The following is a 6,198-nucleotide window of genomic DNA, read 5'->3' as shown; positions in this document are numbered from 1 at the left end:
CCGGACGTGTCCGCGAGAGCGGACACGTACGGGACCCATTTTGACTTTTGAGGTCGTCGAAATGGATCCTGGCTTTCGCCAGGACGACGCTGCGCGTCGAATGGATTCCCGCCTTCGCGGGAATGACGTGGTTTTTTAATGCTTCCCGTGGCCGTGGTCGTCGTCGTGACCGTGTTTGCGCGGACGGCACTGCGGGATCTCGGTCTTCACTTCGCCCGGGTTGCTCGCTGCCGGTACGCCGGCGGCAAGTCCGGCCGTGATCAGGCGCGGAAGCTCGTTGACCGCGTCTTCACACAGCAGGAACCGGTCCTTCACCATGTCGTCGATCGCGCGGATCACCGCGTTCTGATACGCGACGAACGTCGGGTAACGCTCCTGCACCGACCGCCGCGGATCGCCTTTCGCTTCCCGATCGGCCTTGGTCTTCTGGAAGGCGATCGATTGCCCCGAGCCTTCGCAGCCGTCGTTCGCCCACGCGCCGCGGCGCAGCGCCCAGCCGGTGTAGGTCGCGAGCGGCACCGTCACGTCCGGTAAACGCACGCCCGCGATGTCGTTGCCGTCGCGGTCGGTCTTGGGCACGAAGCTGGGATAGACCGGACCGTTGTGCGACACGAACGGCACCGGCGTATCGACCTGGTACGGCGCGTCCATCTTCGGCGGCACGTTCGTCGGAATCCCGCTGGTGTAGAACGATTCGCCCATGAGATAGCGATAGCGCGTCGTCTTCAGGCCGGTGTAGGTCACCTTGCCGTTGGGCGTCTCACCGAAGGGATCGGGGATGTTGGTCGGGAACCCGGTGTGCGCGGGCAGCACGAGCGTGCCGTTGTCGAGCCGCGGCACGCGGCTGTCCGGCGGATCGTCGCCGTCGTCGGCCCACGCGTCGAGCGCGAGGAACAGCGCGCGCTGCACGGGCGACGAGCTCAACGGATTGTCGAACTGCTGGCATGCGCCGCGGTTCGTGGCGCTGCCGGTGCCGTGACGCATGCTCGACATGAAGTAGTTGCGCGCATATCGCGAGTCGCGCAGGTCGCGCCGACCGTCGGGCGTGGTGTGCAGCAGCGACGCCGACTTCACCCAGTACTCGTTCGCCGAGTAGATCTCCACCGCGAGCGGGCACGTATGGGTCGCTTCGCATTTCTCGAGGCGGCCGTCGCGGCGTCCGGTGAACGGATCGGTCGTCTCGACGTTCGCGAACGGGAAGAGATTCTCCGGATAACGGTGGTCCTGGCGATTGCGCTCGGTGCGGCCCGACTGCGAGAAGCGGTAGTTCAGGCCGATGCCGCTGCCCGCCGCGATCCACTGCATGTGGCCGTCGAACACCTTGCGGCCGCCGTGGCCCATGTCGGACTCGTTGAAGCCGAGATGGCGGAAGTCGTTGAACATCCGTCCCGGCTGCGACGAGATCTCGGTGTAGACGCGCTTGATGTAGTTCGCGAGCGGATTCGGCGTGCCGGCGTCGTCGCGATCGGCATAGCGCAGCCACGACATCCAGTCGCGCACCGCCGCAAAGCCGAGGCCGGCCACCCACGGGTCCTTCGCGGTGTAGCTGAACTCGTAGATGTCGTTCGCGGTGAACGCCACCGGCGCTCCGGCCGCGTCGACGAGACGGATCGCCGTGCCGCCGCCGGTGTACTGCCAGCCCGCGTTGCCGGGGGTGGCCGGCGGCACCGCAACCGGCGTGTCGTTGAGATGCACGCGATGCGTGAGCTTCGCGGTGCTCGTATCGGCCGCGTTCGCCGCCGGATACGACAGCGTGAACGAGCTCGCGCTGCTCACGATGTATTCGTACGAGGGACCGGTAATCGCGGAGCCGTTCGGATTGACCGCGATCGGCAATGCCGCGGACGCGGTGAGGCTCGTGGCGAGGCTCGCTGCCGGCACGAGCGGCTCCCAACCGCTCCAGACCAACGTGTAGCCGCGCGGCATCAGGAACGAGTTCTGGAGCACGACCGGATCGACGATCGTCGCCGGATCGTTGCCGCCTCCGCTGACGCGCCCCAGCGCGGTCCACGTCTTGCCGCCGCGGTTCGGCGGCTCGTACATCACCTTGCGATAGCCGTTGAGCTTGCGGTCGACCTGATCGACGTCCGCGGGCTTCAGGATGTAGAAGTTGAAGAGATAACCGACCTTGCCCTGCGCCGTCTTGCCGGGCTGCAGCGGTCCGGACTGAGGCTGCGCGCGCTTCAGATCGACGATGTCGTGGTTGCGGCGGTCGTTCGGATCGACCTCGGCATACGCGACGCCGGTGATCTTGTGGTACTGCCCGACACCCGGCCATGAATAGCCGCCGAACGCGACCGTGGGCGGGCTCATGCTCACGATGCGCACTACGCGCGCTTCAGTGGATATCGGGATGATCGACAGTGCAGCGAGCGTCGCGAGGACGCCCCTTTTGATGCAAGCGCTCGGAACCATGGTCTACCCCTCCATGTTGCCTGCGATCGGCGGCCGCGGCCGGATACTCGTCACGGCCTTCTTTTTTCGACGTATCCGATCGAATCTACACCTGCGTCCACGGCTTTGCCACGGACCAGCATGCGGAATCGGAGAGTATTATGACGCCGGGGCAATCGCCTGAATGCGCGATTCTTTTTGCGGAGGGGTGTTCAAGCCGATGTCCTCGGCGCGATACAACGCGACGCAGTCGGCTTCGCTGAGGACGTGGTTGTAGAAGCGCAGGTCGTCGATCCTGCCGATCCACGGCCAGCGCGCCGAGCCGTCGTAATCGCCGATCACCAGCTCGTGGTCCCAGTTGACGTGCCATCTCGGCACATCGGTATGGCGCGACACGAGCTTGCCGTCGACGAAGAACTGCACCTCCCGCTGAAGGTTGTCGACGGTGACGACGACGTGATGCCATTCGCGCAAAGGCACCTGATAGCCCGACTGCACGTGCGCGGTCCCGCCGGGCCATGCGACGCCGAGATCGAGGTAGCGATCGTCGGCCTGGATGCCGCGCGTGGTCGTCATCAGCCACCAGCCGTTGTGAGGCCACGCGCTCTTGCCGACGATCGTCGGCACGTTGCCGACCTCGTCCAGCCAGATCCACACCGCCACCGTGAAGCGCTCGGTGGTGAAGCAGTCGCTGTTGCCGGCGCCGAGCCATTGGCGGCCGCTGACCTCGACCGCCCGGCCGTCGATGCCCGCGGCTTGCGCCGGCGGCGAGTAGCGCAGCCGCGAAAGGGGCAGCCTGGCGACTTCGAGGCGCGCATGGTTCGAATAGCCGCTGTCGTCGATGGCCATGTCGCCGACCGCATCCGGCAGACTTTCGAAGCGCCAGTGGCCGACGAGCGACGGCGCGCTGCACTTGCCCGCGACGAAATCGGACCGCGCCGGGGTCGGCTCTGCGTTGACGCGCAGGTCCTGCACGATGACGACATTGAGCGCGAGCGAGCCCAGGAGCAGCAGCGCGAGCGCCGCCACGGCAATGCGGGCGAGATGCTTTCGGATGGCGGCGAGCATCGGGGGATGGTACCAAATGCCCGCGCCAGGGCGGTCCGCGTCGGCGTCCCGACCGTGATGAACGCCCGGATTTTTATCAGTTCACCTTCGCGCCCGACGCCTTCACCACGTTCGTCCACTTCACGATCTCGCTCTTCATGAAGCGCCCGAACTGATCGGGCGTGCTGCCGACGGCCACTGCTGGTCCTCGAGATGGATCGCGGCCACACCCGCGCGCTCGTACGCGCGCACCGTGCGGCGCACGTCGAGCGGCCCGTCGTAGCCGGTGTCGGCGTCCGCGATCAGCGGAATGCCCGCGGCCTCCGCGATGCGCCCGGCGTTGTCGACCATCTCGTCCATCGTGAGCAGCCCCACGTCCGGCATCCCCGAGCCGCGTCGCCGCCGTGCCGCTGCCGGTCATATACAGCGCCTCGAATCCCTCGTGCGCCACGATGCGGGCGTTCATCGCGTCCGCGACGCCCGGCGCGAGCAGGAGCTTGGACCGCGCGAGGAGCGTGCGCAGCGTGGTGGTGGGCTTGTCCATCGGGGAAATCCTTCGGTGGCGGGAATGGCTGCGATTATCGAGCAGCCACGCCGAGGGCGGCTATGATCGGGCGGCCGCAATGTCCAGTATCTGGTTATTCCACGAGCAGTCGGGGTCTGACCCCGGCTTCATCGGGGTCAGACCCTGGTTTTTTTGAGGGTCTGACCCCGGCCTTTTCGGGGTCAGACCCCGGTTTACTCTCATGTCATCCACCCCCCGCCCCCGAAGGCACCCAAAGCGTCCAACGCGCCGCCACCCTGCTGCGCATCATCGCTTCACACAACCACGCAGGCCTCCGCGTCGTCGACCTCTGCAACCTCACCGGTCTCCGCCGCCCCACCCTCCATCGCCTATTGCAATGCCTCGCCCACGAGAAACTCGTCGCTCGCAATCCGCGCACGCGTAACTACCACTTAGGCGCGATGCTTTACGAGTTGGGCTTGAGCGCCGCGCCGACAGTTCGTTTAGCCGACATCGCCCGCCCACACCTCCGCGCGCTCGCGGACGCAACCGGCGACATGGTCTTCCTCACCCAGCGCAGCGGCATGGACGCGGTCTGCATCGACCGACAGGAAGGCGACTTTCCGATCCGCACTTATACGCTGGAAGTGGGAACGCGACGGCCTTTGGGGATCGGAGCGGGGAGCCTTGCGATACTGAGTACGTTGCCTGAAGAAGAGATGCGCGCAGTCATCGCCGCCAACCGCGATCGGCTACACGCCTACAACGGGCTCACTGTCCGGAAGCTTATGAGGATGGTCCGACTGGCCCAGCAACGTGGCTTCGCCATCCACGACGGCTCGGTCTCCGGCGCCCGCGCGATCGGCGTCGCGATACGCGACGCGCAGGACGCGCCCATCGCGGGGGTCAGCGTATCTGCTGTCACGAGTCGTATGCAGGAAGCGCGATGGGAGGACCTGATTAAGTTGTTGTGCGCGGGAGCGAGGGCTTTAGAGCGGCTGCTTCCCTAGGCGCCTCCGTGGTCGCCGTGGTCGGATAGCAAATTTGCGAGCAATTGGCCACATTCGACCGAAGATACGCGGGCAAACAACCACAAGATCAACTTCGCATTTAAGCTAATATTTGAGTCTAATGCGTTTGTTTATCCTATTGTTTTTCTGGACGTTTATAAATTGCACTAACGATTTAGTATTTATACGAGTACCTTCTAGCCGACCAACGTTGCTTGTCGCGACCAACCGGAGTATCGTTAGTTCGTTTCATGGAAGTTTCGCCAACGATGCGGAGCTCGCGAATACATGAGTAGAGATACGGACAGGGTTGGCATACGGCAGATATCCACTGCCAGATTTCCTTATTATGCGCTTTCCGATTCGCTCGACGTCGCCAAGACGGTTCACTTTACTCTCGGAGGCACTACTACTCTTGATGAACTAGCGGCTGCGCTTGGGTACGCGGGCACAAACAATGGGGCGTTTAAGTCACGCGTGGCCGCAGCGCGAATTTTTGGACTGCTAGAGAAGTCAGGGAATCGTTTTTCTATTACAGACCTCGCGCGATCCATCCTGATGCCTGTATATGAGTGGAGCGCCAAGGAGTCGTTGGTCGAGGCGTTTTTCAACGTTGAACTGTTTCAACGGGTATTTGAAGAGTATCGCGGGAAGCAGTTGCCGACTGAGGCCGGCATGAAAAACGCGTTGAAGACGGCTTTTGGAATCACCCCCGGTGTAGTCGACCGCGCATATCGAGTTCTGATGGACTCCGCGGATACAGCGCGATTCTTCGACGCTCGCGGGGGAGCGCGTACCCATTTGATCGTCCCAAGTAGCGCGAGGGGGATTGGGAGCACGCCGGTCGTGCCTGCGGAGGAAATGTCCCGCAAAGACGCCGACGTCAAGGTCGATGAGGCCATTGATGCGACCTCATCCGAGAACACTACACCAGATGGTGGGGGCGGCTTACCCCACACCGCTCACCGCAATCAATTAAGCGAAATGAAAGCGCGATACATCGCGTCGCTCATCAAAATCTTCGAATCAAAGGCGGACAAAGGCGAGCTAGACGAAGCACTGATGAGTCGCATTGAGAATCTACTCGGGCACGAATAGTCGCCAACGAAGAAGGTTTTGATCCGCCATGCGGCAGCATGGTGGATAAAACCCGTTGAACTGAACCGCTGTGTCAGTGAGAGACTGCCTGGAATTTCTACGGCGCACGGCAGCGCGAGCCACACCGCGTTGACGCACAGACGA

At 63.6% G+C, this 6,198-nt stretch carries 5 protein-coding genes; 2 read left to right on the top strand and 3 right to left on the bottom strand.

The window, feature by feature from the left end:
- Positions 1 to 135: 135 nt before the first annotated feature.
- The 3 genes from VHP37_04950 to VHP37_04940 form a co-directional block, all read right to left on the bottom strand.
- Positions 136 to 2,415, bottom strand: coding sequence for an alpha/beta hydrolase domain-containing protein (locus tag VHP37_04950; protein HEX2825672.1), 2,280 nt, complete (start codon positions 2,413 to 2,415; stop codon positions 136 to 138).
- Between the two features lie 138 nt (positions 2,416 to 2,553).
- On the bottom strand, positions 2,554 to 3,462 hold the full coding sequence (locus VHP37_04945) for a LamG domain-containing protein (protein HEX2825671.1): 909 nt from the start codon (positions 3,460 to 3,462) through the stop codon (positions 2,554 to 2,556).
- Between the two features lie 135 nt (positions 3,463 to 3,597).
- Positions 3,598 to 3,816: an isocitrate lyase/phosphoenolpyruvate mutase family protein gene (locus tag VHP37_04940; GenBank protein HEX2825670.1), complete on the bottom strand. Its 219-nt coding sequence runs from the start codon at positions 3,814 to 3,816 to the stop codon at positions 3,598 to 3,600.
- Between the two features lie 609 nt (positions 3,817 to 4,425).
- Between VHP37_04940 and VHP37_04935 the strand changes: the two genes are divergently transcribed.
- Entirely contained in the window at positions 4,426 to 4,956 is a 531-nt protein-coding gene (locus tag VHP37_04935; protein ID HEX2825669.1) for an IclR family transcriptional regulator C-terminal domain-containing protein, read from the top strand.
- 288 nt (positions 4,957 to 5,244) lie between these two features.
- Positions 5,245 to 6,054, top strand: a complete 810-nt coding sequence (locus VHP37_04930; protein HEX2825668.1) for a hypothetical protein — start codon at positions 5,245 to 5,247, stop codon at positions 6,052 to 6,054.
- Positions 6,055 to 6,198 lie beyond the last annotated feature (144 nt).

Source organism: Burkholderiales bacterium (assembly GCA_036262035.1).
GTDB lineage: Bacteria > Pseudomonadota > Gammaproteobacteria > Burkholderiales > SG8-41 > JAQGMV01.
The sequence above is the reverse complement of the archived record's forward strand: the minus strand, read 5'-3'. Positions and strand labels throughout refer to the sequence as shown.

What these genes read in the sequence shown, in the direction of transcription:
- VHP37_04945 (HEX2825671.1), bottom strand. Translation starts at nt 3,462, where the DNA reads ATGCTCGCCGCCATCCGAAAGCATCTCGCCCGCATTGCCGTGGCGGCG.
- VHP37_04950 (HEX2825672.1), bottom strand. Translation starts at nt 2,415, where the DNA reads ATGGTTCCGAGCGCTTGCATCAAAAGGGGCGTCCTCGCGACGCTCGCT.
- VHP37_04930 (HEX2825668.1), top strand. Translation starts at nt 5,245, where the DNA reads ATGAGTAGAGATACGGACAGGGTTGGCATACGGCAGATATCCACTGCC.